We start from the raw sequence: 1,306 nt of genomic DNA on the forward strand, positions 1-1,306 counted from the left end.
TGAACCGCCCCGGTTATTCCGGAGACCGGTTTGTTTGAGTCAGGCAGCTTCACCCGACTCCTCCAATTGACGATAATACGTCCTTTCTCGTTCTGCTGGTGGAACGTTTCCGATGGGTTCCAGCAGTCGGCGGTTGTTGAACCAGTCAACCCACTCCAGCGTGGCATACTCAACGGCATCCAGTCCCCTCCATGGGCCACGATGATGGATCACCTCCGTTTTGAACAAGCCGATGATGGTTTCAGCCAGCGCATTGTCGTAGGAGTCGCCGGTGGTGCCGACTGAGGCATTGATACCCTCGTCAGCCATACGCTCGGTGTAGCGGATCGAGAGATATTGGCTTCCCCTATCACTATGATGGATCAACCCTTGTCTGTGTTTTCGTGCCCACAGAGCTTGCTCCAGAGCGTCCAGCACCAGCGCCGTTCTCATCGACGTCGCTACACGCCAACCCACGATACAGCGTGCATAAACATCGATAACGAACGCAACGTAAACGAAGCCAGACCAGGTAGCGACATAGGTAAAATCGGCCACCCAAAGCTGATTAGGACGCATGGCCGTAAAGTCACGTTTCACTAAATCAGGTGCCCGTTTCTGGCCGGGATCACTGATGGTCGTGAAGGGGCGTTGGCCTCGCACCACGCCGCGAATTCCTAGGCGGCGCATGAGCCGTTCTACAGTGCAACGAGCAACATTAACGCCTTCACGACGGAGTTGCCGCCAGACCTTACGGGCACCGTAGACGCAGAAGTTTTCTTCCCACACGCGCTGAATCTCAGCGGTAAGAAACGCATCCTGCCGATACCGGTCTGCCCGCCGTTCAGGATCAGCTTCAAGTGCCTTGTGGTGGTAATACGTCGATGGGGCGATTGGCAGTTGACTACAAATCGACTCGACCCCGAACTGAGCACGATGCTCGTCGATAAATGACACCATCAATTGGGTTTGCGGTCGAGCTCCGCCTGGGCGAAAAAAGCAGCCGCCTTACGGAGAATTTCATTGGCACGCTTCAATTCGGTGTTTTCACGCTCTAGCTGCTTGAGCCGTTCATGTTCAGACAGGTTAACCGAGCTGTTTTCCTGCGTGAGTTCTGTGCGTTTGCACCAGGCTCTCAAAGTCTCTGGTGTACAGCCGAACTTGCTGGCAATGGAGCAGATCGCCGCCCACTTGGACGGGTATTCGCCTTGCTGTTCAAGGACTAATCGAACAGCTCGCTCCCGGACTTCTGGGGAATATCGTTTTGGTGAGTTCATAACTCCATCCTCTCAAGGTTTGGAGCCTCCGGGAATCCCGGTACGGTTCA

General features: G+C 54.8%; 1 protein-coding gene and 1 other annotated feature. The gene reads right to left on the reverse strand.

Annotation, left to right across the window (positions count from 1 at the left end; all coding sequences use genetic code 11):
• Positions 1-39: 39 nt before the first annotated feature.
• Positions 40-1,256 (reverse strand): IS3 family transposase gene (locus K7H09_RS24290; protein ID WP_230806374.1). Its coding sequence is split into 2 segments (ribosomal slippage): positions 40-971 and positions 971-1,256, totalling 1,218 coding nucleotides; the frame shifts between segments, so codons are not numbered across the junction.
• Positions 865-981 (reverse strand) — a sequence feature (AL1L pseudoknot). It overlaps the preceding gene by 117 nt.
• Positions 1,257-1,306: the final 50 nt, after the last annotated feature.

It is taken from the genome of Halomonas sp. IOP_14 (assembly GCF_021021315.1).
Classification (GTDB): Bacteria; Pseudomonadota; Gammaproteobacteria; order Pseudomonadales; family Halomonadaceae; genus Vreelandella; species Vreelandella titanicae.